This window comes from Fimbriimonadaceae bacterium (assembly GCA_023957775.1).
GTDB lineage: Bacteria > Armatimonadota > Fimbriimonadia > Fimbriimonadales > Fimbriimonadaceae > JAMLGR01.
On record JAMLGR010000014.1, the window covers coordinates 102,981 to 119,391 of the forward strand.

The 16,411-nt window shown below is 65.9% G+C and carries 15 protein-coding genes; 8 read left to right on the forward strand and 7 right to left on the reverse strand.

All coding sequences use genetic code 11. The annotated features are described in order from the left end of the window. The first annotated feature begins 2 nt into the window (after positions 1-2). From M9921_12335 to M9921_12345, 3 genes are read left to right on the forward strand one after another with little or no spacing between them, the layout of a single operon-like run. The gene (locus tag M9921_12335) at positions 3-1,106 is read left to right on the forward strand and encodes a J domain-containing protein (GenBank protein ID MCO5297635.1); all 1,104 of its coding nucleotides are present in this window, start codon (positions 3-5) and stop codon (positions 1,104-1,106) included. Further along, positions 1,106-1,966 (forward strand): 50S ribosomal protein L11 methyltransferase, encoded by an 861-nt coding sequence (gene prmA / locus M9921_12340; GenBank protein MCO5297636.1) that lies wholly within the window; start codon positions 1,106-1,108, stop codon positions 1,964-1,966. Before M9921_12335 ends, prmA begins: the two co-directional genes overlap by 1 nt. Before the next feature lie 52 nt (positions 1,967-2,018). After that, positions 2,019-2,699: a 16S rRNA (uracil(1498)-N(3))-methyltransferase gene (locus M9921_12345; GenBank protein ID MCO5297637.1), complete on the forward strand. Its 681-nt coding sequence runs from the start codon at positions 2,019-2,021 to the stop codon at positions 2,697-2,699. 99 nt (positions 2,700-2,798) lie between these two features. Here M9921_12345 and M9921_12350 read toward each other — a convergent pair whose 3' ends face one another. Both M9921_12350 and M9921_12355 read right to left on the reverse strand, forming a co-directional pair. Then, positions 2,799-3,962 (reverse strand): Gfo/Idh/MocA family oxidoreductase, encoded by a 1,164-nt coding sequence (locus M9921_12350; GenBank protein ID MCO5297638.1) that lies wholly within the window; start codon positions 3,960-3,962, stop codon positions 2,799-2,801. Between the two features lie 83 nt (positions 3,963-4,045). Continuing rightward, positions 4,046-4,798: a PEP-CTERM sorting domain-containing protein gene (locus tag M9921_12355; protein MCO5297639.1), complete on the reverse strand. Its 753-nt coding sequence runs from the start codon at positions 4,796-4,798 to the stop codon at positions 4,046-4,048. A 108-nt stretch (positions 4,799-4,906) separates the two neighbouring features. Here M9921_12355 and dusB point away from each other — a divergent pair, with 108 nt between their 5' ends. Then, positions 4,907-6,022, forward strand: coding sequence for a tRNA dihydrouridine synthase DusB (gene dusB, locus M9921_12360; protein ID MCO5297640.1), 1,116 nt, complete (start codon positions 4,907-4,909; stop codon positions 6,020-6,022). Here the strand turns inward: dusB and M9921_12365 are convergent. Continuing rightward, entirely contained in the window at positions 5,963-6,847 is an 885-nt protein-coding gene (locus tag M9921_12365) for a glycosyltransferase (protein MCO5297641.1), read from the reverse strand. The genes dusB and M9921_12365 overlap by 60 nt on opposite strands. Positions 6,848-6,887: 40 nt before the next feature. Here M9921_12365 and M9921_12370 point away from each other — a divergent pair, with 40 nt between their 5' ends. The 4 genes from M9921_12370 (at position 6,888) to M9921_12385 (ending at position 11,095) form a co-directional block, all read left to right on the forward strand. Beyond that, a complete protein-coding gene (locus M9921_12370; protein MCO5297642.1) occupies positions 6,888-7,811 on the forward strand; it encodes a proline dehydrogenase family protein in 924 nt (307 codons plus the stop codon). Between the two features lie 23 nt (positions 7,812-7,834). Beyond that, positions 7,835-8,734 carry a 4-hydroxy-tetrahydrodipicolinate synthase gene (gene dapA / locus M9921_12375; protein ID MCO5297643.1) on the forward strand — a complete coding sequence of 300 codons (900 nt, stop codon included), beginning with the start codon at positions 7,835-7,837 and terminating at the stop codon, positions 8,732-8,734. A gap of 60 nt (positions 8,735-8,794) precedes the next feature. Further along, positions 8,795-10,219: a hypothetical protein gene (locus M9921_12380; GenBank protein ID MCO5297644.1), complete on the forward strand. Its 1,425-nt coding sequence runs from the start codon at positions 8,795-8,797 to the stop codon at positions 10,217-10,219. A gap of 174 nt (positions 10,220-10,393) precedes the next feature. Continuing rightward, positions 10,394-11,095 (forward strand): PEP-CTERM sorting domain-containing protein, encoded by a 702-nt coding sequence (locus M9921_12385; GenBank protein MCO5297645.1) that lies wholly within the window; start codon positions 10,394-10,396, stop codon positions 11,093-11,095. Positions 11,096-11,174: 79 nt separating this feature from the next. Here the strand turns inward: M9921_12385 and M9921_12390 are convergent, their stop codons facing one another. The 4 genes from M9921_12390 to M9921_12405 form a co-directional block, all read right to left on the reverse strand. Continuing rightward, complete coding sequence (locus tag M9921_12390) at positions 11,175-12,200, reverse strand: hypothetical protein (protein ID MCO5297646.1); 1,026 nt, start codon at positions 12,198-12,200, stop codon at positions 11,175-11,177. 91 nt (positions 12,201-12,291) lie between these two features. Next, positions 12,292-14,994, reverse strand: a complete 2,703-nt coding sequence (locus tag M9921_12395; protein ID MCO5297647.1) for a hypothetical protein — start codon at positions 14,992-14,994, stop codon at positions 12,292-12,294. A gap of 69 nt (positions 14,995-15,063) precedes the next feature. After that, positions 15,064-15,957 (reverse strand): FAD-binding protein, encoded by an 894-nt coding sequence (locus tag M9921_12400; protein MCO5297648.1) that lies wholly within the window; start codon positions 15,955-15,957, stop codon positions 15,064-15,066. A 2-nt stretch (positions 15,958-15,959) separates the two neighbouring features. Beyond that, a partial coding sequence (locus M9921_12405) for an electron transfer flavoprotein subunit beta/FixA family protein (protein MCO5297649.1) occupies positions 15,960-16,411 on the reverse strand: 452 nt, incomplete at its 5' end.

Sequence of the window (16,411 nt, forward strand, 5' to 3'; positions counted from 1 at the left end):
TCATGGCGACCCGGGATCCCTATGAGGTGCTTGGGGTAGCCCGAGACGCCTCGGGCGACGAGATCAAGTCCGCGTACCGCCGTTTGGCCCGCGCGTTCCACCCCGACGTCAACCCCAACGACCCCTCCGCCGAGGAGAAGTTCAAGGAGATCGGCGAGGCGTATGGCGTGCTGTCCGATCCGCAGCGGAGAGCCCGCTTCGACCAGTTCGGAACGACCGAAGAGGAGCAGGGAGTCCAGTTCCAGGGCGGCGTCGGGGATCTCTTCGAGATGTTCTTCGGCGGCTTTGGAGACGCGGCGCGGGCCCGCGGCGGCGGCCGGGACGGCGACGATCTCCGCGTCGATGTGGTGCTCACGCTGAAAGAGGTCCTCACCGGGGTCGAGAAGTCGGTCGAAGTGCGGCGGCTGGCCCAATGCGGGTCTTGCCGGGGGACCGGGGTCGAGGGGGGCGGGACACCCGAGCGATGTCCGACCTGCGCGGGGCAAGGGTCCGTCACGCAAACGCGCAACACGTTCCTCGGCACCGTGCGGACCGCCACGACGTGCCCCACCTGTCGCGGCTCGGGGACGCGGATCACCAACCCGTGCAGGGAGTGTCGCGGCGAAGGCGTCCGACCCGAGGAGGCGCGGGTGGCAGCGCGCATCCCGCCGGGCGTGACGGACGGTGCGACGATGCATCTCCCGGGTCAGGGCAACGAGGGGACGGGCGCCGGGCGGCCCGGCGATCTCTACGTGGTGCTCCACGTCCAAGACGACGCCCGCTTCGAGCGCGAAGGGGTCCACCTGTTCACGGCCTTGGAAGTCACCTTTGTGCAAGCCACGCTGGGGCACCGGGTGACGATCGAAGGGCTCGACGACTCGTACGAGTTGGAAGTTCCCGCCGGGACGCAGCCGGGGACCCGCATACCGATTCGGGGCGCCGGACTGCCGCCGCTGCATGGAGGGAGCCGCGGCGAAATCGTCGTGGAGATCGAGGTCGAAGTCCCGAAGAAGGTCTCCGACGCCGAGCTCAAGTTATTGCGCGAGTTTGCGGAACTGCGTGGAGAAGACCCCGCATCTGGCGATTCCGGCGGGCTGCTCGGCTCGTTGTTCCGGCGGAAAAAGTGATGCGCTGGATCCGCGTTCGCGCGCTCTTCGACAGCACGCCTCCCGACTGGTCTTCGATCGCCTTCGTGTTCGCCCAAAGCGGCTGCGACGGGACCGAGGTTCTCGATCGGCCGCCCTCGATGGTCGGCTACGTGCCGGTCGTGCCGGGCTGGGAAACCAGGGTCAGCAACCTGGCAGTTTCGCTCAAGAGTGCGGGAACGTCCGAAATCCGGATCGCGACTGTCGAGGAGGAGGATTGGGCCGAATCGTGGAAGGCACACTTTCCGCCGATGCGCATCGGACGCCATTGGGTGGTGCGCCCATCGTGGGAGACCGAGGTGCTCGAACCCGGCGATCGCGAACTGGTGTTGGACCCCGGTCAGGCGTTTGGAACCGGCGATCACCCGACCACGCGCATGTGCCTGCGCCTGCTGGAAGGCCTCCCGTTGGAGGGTCGCACCGTGCTCGACGTCGGGTGCGGGAGCGGCATTCTCTCGATCGCCGCCGCGAAGGCGGGGGCCGCCTCGGTGCTTGGGGTGGATATTGAACCGGGCGCGGTGGAGGTCGCCCGGCGAAACGCCGCGGTCAACGGAGTGACTCTCGAGCTCCGCGAGCAGGACGCGCTGGGCGAGGCCGAGGATGGAGTGCGTTGGGACGTGATCCTCAGCAACATCATCAGCGCCACCTTGATCCGCATGGCGCCGCTGGTGGGTTCGCGGTTGTCCCCTGGGGGAGTCTGGATCGTCTCGGGAATCATCCGGTCGAATTGGGCGGATGTGCACGAGACCGCGCTGCGGAGCGGCATGCGGTTGGAGGAGCGCGTCGAGGAGGGCGAGTGGGTCGGCGCCCAGTTCCGCGGCTCTGGGACAGGCGTAGGGTAAACCCGCTCGAGCCATGCCTTTCGGCGACTCACCGATTCGATCCTTGCCGCGCGTGTTCGTTCCGGGCGCCGACGGCGCCCGCCCCATTCCGTTGCCCAAAGCCGAAGTGGACAAGCTTCGCCGGGTCCTTCGACTCGAGCAGGGGGCGCATCTCGCCGTCCTGCCGGGCGACGGCACGCTCATCCGTTGCGAGTTGAGGGGCCCTGAGGCCATTCCTCTGGAGGTCGCATCGCCCGAGACGGAGAGCCCTCGGCACGTCACGATCGCGCAGGCGCTTCCCAAGGGCGACCGCCTCGATTCGATCGTGCGTTGCTGCACGGAGATCGGCGTCGCGGCGTTCGTGCTGTTTCCCTCCGATCGCAGCGTGGTGAAGTGGGACGAGGCCAAGCTCGCCGGGAGGTTGGAGCGCTTTCGAACGGTGGCGCGCGAGGCGGCCGAGCAGAGCTTCCGCACGCGTGTCCCGACCATCGAGTACGCCTCGAGTCTCAGCGAGGTGCTGGCGCGGCACCCGGATGCGACGGTGTTGTCGGAGGTGGAGGGCACGGTGTCGCCGCTGCGCGCCGAAGGGGAGGATGCGCGCGTCGTCGTGGTGGGTCCCGAAGGGGGGTGGGCACCCCGCGAACTCGAACAGATCGGCGGCCGCGGGGTGACCCTCGGGCCACGCGTCCTTCGGGTGGACACCGCGGCGATCGCCGCCGCCGCCCTGCTGCTACTGGCGCCCGAAACGGACTAGCGTGTACGATTCACCAAGATCCAAGCGGCGCTTGTCGGGTGCCACGCCCGCTGGACGGGCGTGCGCGCACGCGTTTGAAGGCGGCCAATTCCCCAAACCCTAACCGGCCGGAAGGCTCACCCAGCTCTTCGTCCCGGCGCTTCGTTCGACCGCATCCAGTACGCATTGGTTCAGGACGCCATCCTCGAAACTCGGGCTGATCGCCCGACCCGCGTGCATCGCCTCAAGGGCGTCCGCAACGAGGTTGACGAAGGTGTGCTCGTAGCCGATGATGTGTCCCGGAGGCCAGTAGTGGCCGGCGTAAGGGTGCACGCCCTCGGTGACCTGGATCGTGCGGAACCCGTGAAGCCCTTCGGGGTCGGTGTTGTCGTAGAACTCCAGTTCGTTCATCCGCTCGAGGTTGAATACGACCGAGCCCTTGGAGCCGTTGATTTCGAATCGGTTGTGGTTCTTCCGCCCCACGGCGAACCGCGTGGCCTCGAACGTGCCGATCGCCCCGTTCTCGAAGCGCGCGAGGAAGGCCGCGGCATCGTCCACCGTGACGTCCCCCATCTCGGTCGACGCGGCCGCGCCAAGGCGGTCGTCGATCTTGCCCGGCAAGGGCCGCCGCTTCACGAAAGTGTGCATCAGGCCGCTCACCTCGCTGAACTCGCCGACGAGATGGCGGCCGAGATCGATGATGTGGGCGTTGATGTCGCCGTGGGCCCCGCTGCCTGCGCGCTCCTTCTGGAGGCGCCACACGAGGGGGAAGTTGGGATCGGCGATCCAGTCCTGCAGGTAGACCGCCCGCATATGGTGAAGGGTGCCGAGGCGTCCGTCCTGAATCATCTGCTTGGCGAGGGCCACGGCCGGCGCCTTGCGGTAGTTGTGGAAGATCGCGTGCGGCACTTTCGCCTCCCGCACCGCCGCCAGCATCGCCTCGGCTTCGGGCAAGGTGTTCGCCAAGGGCTTCTCACAGAACACGGCCTTGCCCGCCTGCGCGGCCGCGATCGAGATCTCGGCGTGGCTGTCGCCCGGGGTCGCCACGTCCACGATGTCGATCTCGGGATCTTCAAGGACGCGCCGCCAGTCGGTGGCGATTTCCTCCCAACCCAGACGGGACGCTGCGTCGCGCACCGCGGGCTCGGTGCGCCCGCAAAGGGTCTTCATGCGGACCTCCACCGGGAGGTCGAAGTAGCGGCCGACTTGGCGATAGGCGTTGCTGTGCGCCTTGCCCATGAACTGGTAGCCGATCAGGGCCACGGAAAGCGTCTGCTTGCTCATCGAGCCCATTGTGGCAGGTGCCGGGGAACGGGAATCGGGGAACGGGAATCGGGAATCGGGAATCGGGAATCGGGTCGGTTGCTTTAGCGGCGCCTTCTTCGGGCCAGGGCGGCAAGACCCAGTCCCAGACCGAGCATCGTCGCGGGTTCGGGTACGGCCGAGTTCACCCAGGCGCGGACGCCCGGGTCGGTCAAATCGATTCCGCCGCTTCCGTAGTACGGCGTGCCGCCGTTTTGCGACGCGAAGCCGTACGCGGGCAGGTTTTCATTGGTGGTGAAGACGAACGAGTTCACGCCGACCAACTGGTTTCCGATGAAGAATCCGCCGCCGGAATCCCCGGCGACCAGCACGCCATCCCCGTTCTCAACCAGGAAGCTCAACAGGCTGGGGCCGAAGTCGTTTACGAACTGCTTGCCGTCGAGGGAGCTCGTCCCCATACGCCGCACCCCGCCGCCGCCGGTGATGGTGTAGCCGTCGCCCGTCGCGTTCAGCACGCCCGTCTGGCCGTACCCCACCAGAGTGAGTGTGGACCCCAACGGGGATGCGTTTCCGATCGCATAGAAGCCGGGGAGGTCGGTGTCGAAATTGAGGATCGACAGATCCAAGGTCGGGTGGTTGATGCGGGATACGGCCGTGTAGCTGTTGCCGCCCACGCTGAAGCCCATCCCGCCGACGTGTTTGGCCGTGATGACGCTGCGAAGGCCGATCGCGACGCCTGAGGCCCCACCGATCTGGCCCACGAATTCGAACGAGGTCGTGGCTCCGTTGTCCGGGGCGATCGCGAAAGCGGAGACGGACGTGGCAAGGAGTGCTAGCAAGAAGACCGGGCGTGCCATGAATCCATCGTAGCGCACTTTTTCGCGGGAGTCCAAAACGTGCGGCCCACACCCGGTGAATCTGCCGGGTACCGAAGAGCGAGCGGTCGGCCTGCCAAAATGGAAGCAGTGGCTACCCCCGTGCAAGCCCCATGGAGTGGATTCGCCGTCGGCCCCGTCCGGGTCGACCCGCCCGTGCTGCTCGCCCCCATGGAAGACGTCAGCAACCTCGCTTTTCGGCTGATCGCGAAGCGCATCGCGGGGCCGGGGCTCATGTTCACCGAGTTCGTCTCGGCCATGGCCGTGCACTACAACGCGCGCAAGTCGCTCAAGAAGATGCGGATCGAGGACTCCGAGCGCCCCCTGGGCATCCAGATCTTCGGGGGCGAGCCGGACGTCATGGCCGAAACCGCGCGCATCGCCGAGTCGATGGGAGCGGACCTGATCGACATCAACATGGGGTGTTGGGTGCCGAAGGTGTGCCGCACCGGATCCGGCGCGGCGCTCCTCAAGGACCCGCAAGCGGCCGAACGCATCGTCTCCGCGGTGGTCGGGGCCGTTCGGGTTCCGGTGACGGTCAAGGTGCGGGCGGGCTGGGACTACGAGCTGTTCGCGGCGCCCGAGCTGGCGCGCCGATTCGAGGGGGCGGGTGCCAGGATGCTCACGCTCCATGCCCGATTCGCCAAACAGGGTTTCGAGGGCGAAGCGGATTGGAAGCTGATCGAGGAGTTGCGGGAAGCGATCCAGATTCCCTTGATCGGAAACGGGGACGTGAAGGCCCCCGAAGACGCCCTGAAGATGCTGCGGGAGACCGGTTGCAACGGCGTGATGGTGGGCCGCGCGGCCATCAGCAACCCGTGGGCGCTTGCCCGCATCGTGGCGGGTGTCGAGGGCCGTGCCCTTCCTCCCGCGCCCACCTTGGACCAGCGGATCGAAGTGGCGCTCGAACACGTGCGGCTGATGATCCGCAACGAGGCGGAGTGCGACGGCTGGGAGGAGACGCTGCGGTGTCCCCACTACGAGGAGTCGGAATTGCGGGCGGTGCGCGCCCTTCGGGGGCAGTTGCCGATGTACATCAAAGGCGAACATGGGGCCGCCCAGGCCCGCGCACGCATCACCGCCTGCAGCACCTACGCGGAGGTGTGCGACGAGTTGGAGCGGTTCGCGGCCTCCGTGCGCGAGCACTCAGAAGAGGCTTCGGAGGAAACGGGTCCAGACGCGGGGAACGTCGGGCGCCAACCGTAGCGCCTCTCGGTGGTGACGCCTGGCCGCCGCTCGATCCCCCTGCTTGGCAAGGTGCTTGGCCATCGAAGAGTGGGCGATCCCGACGTTCCGTTCAAGCGCCCTCCGATAAGAACGCCGCTTCGCCTCTGGGACCCCGGCGAACAACGTTTCGAACCGCGGGAGGATGTGGGCCTCGAGCAGGTGCCTTTGCGCGTCGTGGAATCGGTAACCCGCGTTGGCGAGCGAGCTGGAAAGCACTTGGTAGCGGACGTGCTTTTCGGGGATGTGCGCGAACGAACCCCGGCTCGCCAGCAGAAACCACCCGTACCAATCGGAGCAGCGCACCGTGTCCGCCACGAAGTTGCCGGCGTCGAGCATCGCCGCGCGGTCGAAGACGGCCGAGCTGGCGATCACGAGGTTGCTCGGCACGATGTGGTCGAAGGAGAACGCGTCTTGGGGAAGTCGAAGATCGCGGGCGACCTCGCGGCCGTCCTCGTACAAATACCAGCAATCGGAATGGACCATCACGGTCCCCGTACGCCGTTGCTCGGCCACCTGGCGATCCAGCTTGTCGGGCGTCCAGAAGTCGTCGTGGTCGATGAACGCCACGAGATCGCCCTTCGCCTCCTCGACGAGCCTTCTTCGGGCCTCTCCGAGTCCGCGGTTGGACTGCCGAAGGACCCTCGCTCCGGCCGCTTCGGCGATCGACGCGCTGGCATCGGTCGAGCCGTCGTCGAGGACGACCAGCTCGAAGTCCTGGTACGTCTGGGCGCGCACGGAGGCCAGTGCCTGTTCGAGCGTTTCGGCACCGTTGAACACCGCCGCGCACACGCTGACCCGGGCCATGGACGGAGGTTACCCACGGGGAGTACAATCCAGCGGCTCCATGTTGTCCCGCACTCTCGTTCTCAAGGTCGCGAGCTGGTCGCTCGTCGAGCACATTGTTCGCAAGACCTTCCTCTTTCGAAGTCTGGTCAAGCGGTTTGTCGCGGGCGACACCCTCGACGAGGTGATTCCGGTCTGCGAAGACCTCGTCGCGCGGGGGTTCTTCACCACACTGGACCTGCTCGGCGAGAACGTCAAGTCCGTGGAGGCCGCAGTCGCGGCGAAGAACGCGTACATCGAGATGTTGCGGCGAATCGGGCAGAGCCCATGCCGCCCCCGGACCAATATCTCGATCAAGCTCACCCAGTGCGGCTTCGACCAAGGGGACGAGCTTACGGAGGCGCACTACCGCGAGGTGCTGGACTTCGCTCAGGCGATGGACGAGTGCTTCGTGCGCGTCGACATGGAGTCCTCCGCGTATACCGAACGCACCTTGCGTCTCGTCGAGAAGGTGTGGTCCGACTACAAGAACACCGGAACGGTGCTCCAGTCGGCGCTGTACCGCACGCCCCAGGATGCGCAACAGTTGATCGACCTCGGAATCCGCGTGCGTTTGGTGAAGGGCGCCTACCTGGAACCGGAGCGGGTGGCCTACCAGGACAAGTCCAAGGTGGACGAGGCGTTCGTAGACGTGGCGAAGAAGCTGATGCTCGAGGGGAACTACCCGGCCATCGCCACGCACGACGAAGCGATCATCGACCAACTGCTCGCGTTCGCCAAGGAGAGGAAGATCGAGTCGGAGCGATTCGAGTTTCAGATGCTCCTCGGTATTCGGCGCGACCTCCAAGAGAAGCTGCGGGAGGCGGGCTACCACGTGCGGATCTACGTGCCTTTCGGGGAGAGCTGGTACCCGTATTTCTCGCGCCGCCTGGCGGAGCGCCCGGCGAATATGTTCTTCATTCTGAAGTCGCTGCTCAAGGGCTGAGGCTCGCCTAGTACACTCCGGGCATGGGAGCCTTTTCGGGTCCGCGCGAATGGGGCCGTTTGCTGACGGCGATGTTGACACCGTTTGGCAAGGACGGGAAAGTCGATTTCAAGGAGGCAGCGCGCCTCGCGGTCTACTTGGTGGACGAACAGCGGAACGACGGCCTGGTCGTGAACGGCACCACGGGAGAATCTCCCACCCTCCGCGAAGACGAGAAGTTTCGGCTGCTTGAGACGGTCCTCGGCGCGGTGGGCGATCGTGCCGCGGTGCTCTTCGGTTCGGGAACCTACAACACCGAGGAGTCGATCCATCTGACGCGCGAAGCCGAGCGGCGCGGGGCGCACGGGATCATGCTGGTGAACCCGTACTACAACCGGCCCGGCCAGAACGGCCTTTACGCCCACTTTTCGACGATCGCGGCGGAGACCGGGCTTCCGGTCATGCTCTACAACATCCAGCCACGCTCCGCGATCAATCTCGAGACGCCGACGCTGATGCGCTTGGCCCGCATTCCGAACATCGTGGCGGTAAAGGAAGCCAGCGGGAATCTGGGCCAGATCTCAGAGGTGTGCGCCCAGAAGCCCGAGGGCTTTCGCGTCTACAGCGGCGACGACGGGCTGACGCTTCCCATGCTGAGTTTGGGTGCGCACGGGGTCGTCAGCGTGGCGGGCCACGTCGTTGGCGACTCGATCGCGGAGATGATCGACGCGTTCGCGGACGATCCGGGGCGGTCGCAAGCGCTCCACCATCGGTTGAGCCCCGTGTTCAAGGCGCTCTTCAGCGCGCCGAGCCCCGTGCCGGTGAAGTACGCGACGAGCCTGCGGGGATTCCAGTGCGACCGGGTACGCCTTCCCCTGGTTCCGCTCGACGAGTCCGAACGGCGTTTGGTCGAAGCTGCCTTGAGCGCCTTCCAGAGCAGCTAGGCGAGCCTCGGCGTTCCCTTCGCCCATCTGGCTCGTCGTAACTACAAGACAGGAGGCAACATGTTTCTCAGCGCATTTGTAGGGCTCGCGTTCGCCCAGGTGGCGGGTTCGACCGCCAACGAAGTGACCGTGTACAACCAGGGGTTCGCCCTGGTCAAAGAGGTTCGCAACGTCGAATTGGTGCGGGGCCGGCAGCAGGTGTCCATCGTCGACGTGGCGTCCCAGATCGAAACGAACAGCGTCGGCATTCGGAGTCTGACCGACCCGAACGCGTTCGAGGTGTGGGAGCAGAACTACCAGTACGACCTCATCAGCCCCATCGCCATTCTCAACAAGGCCGTCGGACAGCCCATCCGATTCCGCAGGGTGTTGCCCGACGGTCAGATCGAGGTGCTCTCCGGCACGCTCATCAGTTCGCCGACCGCGGTGGTGGGGAACCAGCAAGGCGGGTCGTCCTCGACGTACAACGGCATGGTCATCCGCGCCGACGACGGGCGGATCGTCCTCAATCCGTCGGGCGAGATCGAGGTCTCGTCGCTTCCCGAAGGCCTGATCAGCAAACCGACGCTGGTGTGGGACCTCTTCGCCCAAAAGGCGGGTCCGCAGGCCGTGGAGTTGAGTTACCTCACCCGCGGCACGTCGTGGAACGCGGATTATGTGCTGACCCTGAGCGGGACGGGCACGGCGGACTTGCGCGGCTGGGTCACGATGACGAACAACAGCGGCGCGACGTGGAAGGACGCGAAGCTGAAACTGCTCGCCGGCGACGTGCAGCGGATCCAGGAGATGGCTCGCGGCGGCATGGGCGGAGGGCGCCAGGCGATGGATGCGGCGGCCAAGGCAGGCTTTCAAGAAGAGTCCCTGTTCGAGTACCACCTCTACACCCTGCAACGCCCTGCGACGATCCGCGACCGGGAGATCAAGCAGCTCTCGTTGCTCGAGGGGAAGGGAGTGAAGGTCGAGAAGAAGCTGATCGTGGATTCGATGCAGAACTTCGGGACCTACTATCCGAGCGAGGGCGAGGTGGGGACCGGCAACATCAAGCCGCAGGTCCGCATCGAGTTCGTGAACTCCGAGCAGAACCAACTGGGCATGCCCCTTCCGATGGGCAACGTCAAGGTGTACCAACGGGATGCAAGCGGATCGATCCAGATGCTCGGCGAAGATCGCATCGACCATACGCCGAAGAACGAGCGCATCTCGCTCGTGGTGGGGCGATCGTTCGACGTCGTGGCGGAGCGCAAGCGGCTGAATTTTTCGCGGACCAGCCCCCGTTCGTTCGTCGAGACGTTCGAAATCGAGATCCGAAACCGCAAAGAGACGCCGGAACAGGTCATCGTGCTGGAGCGCCATTTTGGGGACTGGCGGGTGACGAACAAGAGCATGGAGTTCGAGAAGCTCGATTCGACGACCATGCGCTTCCTCGTGGACCTGAAGCCGAACGAGAGCAAGAAGGTCACGTACACCGTCGAGACGCGATGGTAGGGAGTGGTGCTTGGTCCTTGGTCCTTGGTCCTTGGTCCTTGGGGGGTGAGCCGGCATTTTTGCCCGATCACATCCCTTCATTGATTGTTGCGCGCGCGTCGGCATGGGAATCGAGTACTATAATGATTCGCGCGCCGCGTTTTTCTTCGGCGCGTTCGATGAGGAGAGATTGCGTTGAAACGACTGCTGATTCTTGCAAGCCTTGCGACCCTCGCAGCGAGCGCGGGTGCCGTGAACCTGATTTCCGATGGAGGCTTCGAGCTGGGCGACGTCGCTTCGCCGCAGTTCACGGGCACTCCCTGGACGACTCAATACAGCTATGCGACGTCCAACACCAACGGCGGCGTCGACTCCATTTGGAGCGAAGGCTACATGCGGGTGATGGACGGTGGCAAGACGGCCAACAATGGAACGACCGGACATGGACTGTGGGACTCGGTGACTCGATCCGAGGGTGAGTCCTTCCTGGCGGTCAACGGTTCCACCAACACGAGCAACATCCCCTTCGTTCTCGAACAGGTGTTCTCGTACTCGGGCACGGGGCTCCTCGAGGTCTCGTTCGACTCGGTCAACCTGTACCGGCAGGACGTCAACGGCGCTTCCTCCCTCAGCGTTTACCTCGACGGCACCTACCTCGGTTCGACGAGCACGCAACTCGACAACACGTGGCGGACGGCGACGTTCAGCGGCAGCGTGGCCAACACCGGAAGCCACACGTTGAGAATCCAGGCCGACACCACTCAGGCAAGTGGCAACGACTTTGGACTGGACGATATCCAGGTCACGGCGTCCCCCGTGCCGGAGCCCTTCACGATGGGCTTGGCGGGCGTGGCGTTGTTGGCCGCGGCTCGCCGCAGACTCCGCAAGTCTGCTTAGTGTCTTCCCAACTCGCACTCAAACGGCCCCAGCATCGTCGATGTTGGGGCCGCTTTCCTGGGTCCGACTCCTCGGCGGTTCAAACCTCCCGCCGAAGCAGCGGGTGCTTCGCCATGAACAGTTCGTTCACCCACTGCGCCCGCAAGGCCATCCCGTGCACCATCTCGGGCAAGACGTGGGGGTTGTAGAGGGTGTTTGGGACAAAGCAGGTGAACGCGATGTCGTTCCCGAGGCTGCACCAAGAGCCGAGGTCGTGCCACCACTTCCAGTCCTTTCGCTCGAGGGCGTTCAGCTCGAGCGTGGTGTGCGCCTCCTGGTCGTCGCCCAGATTGATGGGCAGGCGGATCGTCAGGGAGAGACCGTTGCCGAGAAAGGCGTGCGGAAGGTCCGTCAGCACTGCGAGCCTGATCGGCGTCTTGCCCTCTGCGGCCGGGCCGGGATCTTCGCCCCACGCGAACTCCGCATGGAGGCTCGAGCGCCCATCGGTCGAGCACACGAGCGCAAGACGGCGGATCATGTCGGTCGCCTCCTCCCACTCGCCCACACCGATCCACCGGCTGGGCTGGGCACCTGGCGGGACGAAGAACTGGTCGATGGCGTGGACCATCGGGTGCGGCGACTCGCGCATCCCGTGGGTCGGGTGTTGGGTCGACGCCACGGGTGTGCCAAGTTCGCCGGCCAGCGTCGGACCACGGGTGTGCGCGACGGAGACCTGCAGCGCCACCGCCGCGAGGAACAGCTTGAGCAGCCACTCCTTGTTCTCCTCCGTGACGTAAACCGTGCAGTTCAGGCGGAACGTGTCCTGATCCGCGTCGAAAACGAGGGCGTTCAGATTCGCGCGCGCCATCGCGGCCGCCATGTAGAGTTCGAACTGCTCCGCCTTGCCCCGACCGCGGAGCAAGTCGATCTCCGCGTGCACCCGGTAGATGCTGCAGAGGTTGTGGAAGACGCCGACGTCCGCCGAGATGGTCTGGGCGTAGTCCGAAGCCCACCAACGGAACCCGCGGGAATAGTCCACGCCCCAGTGATCGTCAACGCGGAGCCCTTCGTAGACCTGCGCGACGAAAGCCGTTCCCAGATCTTCCCGATCCCGCCACGACGCCATCCGACCAACTCCTCACTCGGAAACCGAGTGTCCTATTATAGAGACGTGGGTGCGGAGGTGCCAATAGGGGCACGTACACCCTCCGGACAAGCTACCCACCTGGTACGGGTCCAAGCGGATGCGGGAACGTCAGGCAGATTCTCGCGCGGCCCCCGGAAGCGGCAACGAGACGGACCTGGCTTGATTGGAAGGCGGGCAGGGGAGGAGTCTTGAACCGCGCTCTCTCGGCACCATCTGCGGCGAAGACGCGCCCTTGGCCCTGCGCGTCGATCTCGATGGACTCTCCGGTCGCCACGGTCGCCGGCATGTTCACGCGCTGGCCGCCGCACACGAGGGTCGGATTCACCAACGCGGCGCTCCGTTCGACGAGGGGTTCGACCGCCACCAAGCGCACTTGCGACCCTGGAGCGGGGGCCCGCATCCAGCGCACGTTAACGGCCAAGACGTGGGCGAAGTCGAACGCGTAAAGCGCCGCCTTGAACGCGTAATTCGTGGGGGCCGGACGGAAATCGTCGAGCAGCCGCGGCGCGGAGTCGAGGAAATCGACGATGGTCGTCGTTCGGCCCGGGCGAACGTCGACGAAATAGTCGCGAAAGAGCTTGCCCGGACTCTCAAGCTGGATGTTCAGGACCCCGAGATCGGCCCCTGTGGCGCCCGTCGCATCGAGGCTGACCGCCAGGGTCCGGCGAGCGGTCAAGTCGATGCCGCCCCGGGCACCGTCGGTGCGGGTGGGTCCGACAAAGAACGGCGTGGGGCCAGGGGATCCCGCATCGAAGCGGGTGACCTGCGCCATCCAACCGGGCATGGGCTGCCCGCCTGCGGGCACGGGAAGGAGGGTCCCGTCGCCGGCGGCCGCCTTGGGTTGCGAAAGTGCAGGCAGGCATTCGATCCGCAGGCTCTTCGGCGCCCCGCGAATCGTGCCCAGCGAAACGTCGGCGTTCGTGTCGGCGTCGAACGCGACCGTATGCACGGGTGACGGCTGGCCGGCCGAATCGAGCGTCCAATCGCCCGCCGCCAGCACCTTGCGAAGGGCGGAGTCGAGGTGGCCGCTCTTTCGCAGCGATTCCCATTGGTCGAGCCGGGCGAGCAACTCCTCGGAGCGGACGTTGGCCTTCAATGCGGCGAGCGTGGTTTCAAGGGAGACGGGGGCATCGAGCGCGAGCATGCGCGCCCCGTATGCGTCGACATCGGTGGGCAGGGTAGCCCGCCATTGGGGAGCCGATGCCAGCAACCCCCACCAGCCCAACTCGGCGGGTAGGAAGTTGTCCTCGTAGCGTCGGTAGGAGTCCGCGATCTTGTGGCGATCCAAGTACGTATCTGGAGCCAGGGCCGCGTAATCGTCGCAGGTCCCACGGGTGAACCAGTGCCAGAGCCAGTGCGTGAGGCCGCTCCCCTGCACGAGCAGCGGTCGCTTGACCCGCTTCAAGACCTCGCTCTGCACCCGACCGACCCAGTACCAGTAAGGGCCGTTGGCCGACGCGTTCTCCCCGCCGTCGAAATACACCATGTCGAAGCCGCAGCGGTCGAGCAGGCCGGAGATGCGGTCGGCCATCTGGCCGAGGAGGTCGGTTTGGAGGTCGGCGAGATACGATCCGTACCGCTCGGCGAGATGCTCGACGACCGCCCCTTGCGGGTGGGAAGCTGCCCGCGTGCCCCCGACCCCGCGCTGGCAACCAACGAGCTTCCCGCCGGCCTCATCGACGGATTGGTAGCGGATGATCTCGCTGCCCACCATCACGTCTCGCCCGCCTTTGACATTGCCGTAGAAGGCGCCCTCCCGGGGGAAATCCGCCATCGCTGCCTGCAGGACAAGGGTGGTGTCGGAAGGTCCGATCGCAGCGGCCAACGTCCCACGGGCATCCGCAAGCAGGCGCGGATCGGGTGCGGGCGTGGCGAGCGCATCGTATTTCGAGATCATCGACGTCACGAGGTGCATCCCCACGCGAAGTCCCGCGGCGTGGCACTTGTCGGTGACCCGGCGCAGCGAGTCTTCGCCACCCGGATAGTTGCGGAGGTTGATCGGGTAGGTACCGGCAGACGCCGACCACGTGCTTCCGTAGACGAGGATCGCCTTGAAGCCGCCGAGTTTCGCCAGACGGATCGTCTCGTCCGCGTTGGACTCCGTCAGGTCGGTGAACAGGTAGCTGTCGTTGGCCGCGGCCGACTCCTTGGCCCACTGCCCGTCCAATTTCGGCGAAGGCAGGGACCAGGCAAGCTCGGCCCTTCGAACGGCTTGGCGCATGGTGGCGGTGGGGGCGATCACGAGGAGGGCTCCCTCGCCCTTGATGCCGAACTGGCGGTACGCAGTGACCCCAAGGCCGTGGCCCCCCCACGGGGCCGCTTCGACCCGTTCGCCCAATCCCAACAGCGACACGGCAACCACGTTGTTCCAGCGGCAGTTGAGGATCGTCCCGCGGCGATCTAAATCCCGGGTCGAGATCTGGGCGAATCGAACCTTCTCGGGAGTCGGACCCTGCACGTCGGCAATCGTGAAGGCGATACCCTCCGGGTGGGACACGATGTCCACGAGCATCTTGAACGGCTGGCCGCCAAAGGTGACGAGCAGGTGATCGCCCGCCTGGGTGAGGGTCGTCGCGTCGTGCCACGAGCCGTCGATCCATGCGGACGCCATCGGCACTTTGGCACCGTCATGGAAGCTCAGGCCACCGGTTGAGACAAGGTTGATACACCGGGCTTGCGAGTCCAGGGTGATCGAGCCGCCATCGCTGCGAAAGACCCAGGGGGCTTGAGTGGGCGCAAGCGCCAGGAGGATCAGTGCCGCGAGAACGGGCATATGTCAGGGGACGGCTTGGATCGCCGCCCGGTTCCCGATTCCCGGTTCCCGATTCCCGGTCTTTGCCCCCTACTTCCCGAGCACCGCTCGAATCGCAGGAATCGCTTCGTAGAGGTCGGCGACGAGCCCGAGATCGGCGGAGTCGAAGATGGGCGCGTCGGGGTCCTTGTTGATCGCGACGATGACCTTCGAGTCCTTGATGCCCGCCATGTGCTGGGTCGAGCCCGAAACGCCCGCGGCGATGTAGAGGTCGGGCGCGACGATCTTCCCGGTCTGGCCCACCTGCGCTTCGTTCGGTGCGATGCCCGAGTCCACGGCCGCCCGCGTGGCGCCGACCGCGCCTCCGAGAGCGTCGGCGAGGCCGCCGATCACCCTCTCGAACGTCTCCGCATCTTTGAGGGGCCGGCCGCCCGTGACGACGACTTTGGCCTGGGTGAGATCCGGGCGGCCACCCCCTCCGCGCTCGTTCGCGGAGATCCGAGTGGCCTTGCTGTCGAGTTCAAGGGCAACGGGCTCTTTTGCCGAGGTTCCGCGGGATTCCGGTTTGGCAAAGCCGGCCGGCCGGAACGTGACGACGACGGGCGAGCAGAGCGTTTCCACCGTGGCCAGGATCGAACCCGCCACGAGCGGCCGCTGGAACCGCGTCGGCGACTCGGCGGCGATCGCGTCGGTGACCATCGCAGCGCCCAACAGCGCGGCCACGCGGGGGAGCACGTCCTTGGAGCGCATCGAGCTGATGGCGGCCAAGTGGGTGTAACCCACCGCCGCACCGGCGATCGCTTTGGCGAGGCCGTCGGCCGTGGAGCCGTGGGCCAGCCCGGCCTCCAGCACCTTCTCGGCGCCCGTGTCCGTCGGCCCGTGACCTTCCAAGGCAAGCACGTCGAAGGGCAGGCCGAGTTGTTGGGCGAAACCCGCCCCTTGGGCGGCCTCGGCCCCGTCGAAGGCGATCAAGAGCAGCTTCATGCCTAGAGGACCCCCTTGTCCTTGAGCGCGGCGACGAGCTCCTCGGCAGAAGCGACCTTTCGGCCCGCTGCGCGTGCGGGCGGGGCTTCCACTTTGACGGTGCGCAGGCGGGGGGATGGAGCGGTTTTCATCGGCTGGCGGTCAAGCGGCTTGCTGCGGGCTTTGATAATCCCGGGCAATGCGATGTAGCGCGGTTCGTTCAGCCGCAGATCGACGGTGATCACGCACGGGAGGGGCATTTCGAGGGTCTCTTCGCCCGCATCGGTCTCCCGCGTGACGGTGGCCCGGCCCCCGGACAGTTCGATCTTCGAGGCAAAGGTGGCCTGGGGCCAATCCAAGAGCGCGGCGAGCATCTGGCCCGCCTGGTTGGAATCGTCGTCGGTGGCTTGCTTGCCCATCAGGACGAGATCGGGCTGGGTCTCCCCGACGAGGGCCTTCAGCTCTGCGGCGACCG